Annotated in this window: 1 pseudogene; it reads left to right on the top strand. The window is 73.3% G+C overall.

What is annotated here, in order from left to right:
* Positions 1-599 (top strand): annotated as a pseudogene (locus FV230_RS29095) (ABC transporter ATP-binding protein); the annotation flags it as partial.

The following is a 599-nucleotide window of genomic DNA, read 5'->3' as shown; positions in this document are numbered from 1 at the left end:
CCCTCGCACGTCGCGATCACAGGCATCCGCGGCAGCGGCGCCCGGGTGCTCGCGGCGATCCTCGCGGGCCAGGTCGCGCCGACGGCGGGCAACGTCACCTATGCCGGGCACGATCTCGGCGCGTTCGACGCCGCGGATCGCGCCCGCCGGATCGCGTTCGCCGCCGGCGAGGCGATCCTGGTCGAGGGGACGCTCCGCGCCAACATCCTCTACGGCGCGGATCCCGCGGCCGCCCCCGATCAGCCCGCCTTCGTCGAGATCCTGCGGATCACCGGGCTCGATGCCTTCGCCTATTCCCGCGGCCTCCTCGCCCGGGTCGATCCGGTCGCCGCCCCCGACTTCGCCCGCGCCTTGGTGGCCGCCCGCGTCACGATGCGGACGATGCTGAAGGCGGAAGGGGCGGAGCGCTTGGTCGAGCCGTTCGATCCCGCCCGCTACAACCATCAGGCCACGGTCGGCGAGAACATCTTGTTCGGCGAGCCCGTGGGCCAGACCTTCGCGCCCAAGCGCCTCGCTCGCCATCCCTACATGCGCGCCGTGCTGGAGGCGGAAGACCTCGTCCGCCCGCTCACCGAGATCGGCCTCGCGGTCGCGCGCAG

The organism is Methylobacterium sp. WL6, from assembly GCF_008040095.1.
In the GTDB taxonomy this organism is placed as follows: Bacteria; Pseudomonadota; Alphaproteobacteria; order Rhizobiales; family Beijerinckiaceae; genus Methylobacterium.
Note: the sequence above shows the minus strand (reverse complement) of the source record. Positions and strands in the feature narration are given on the sequence as shown.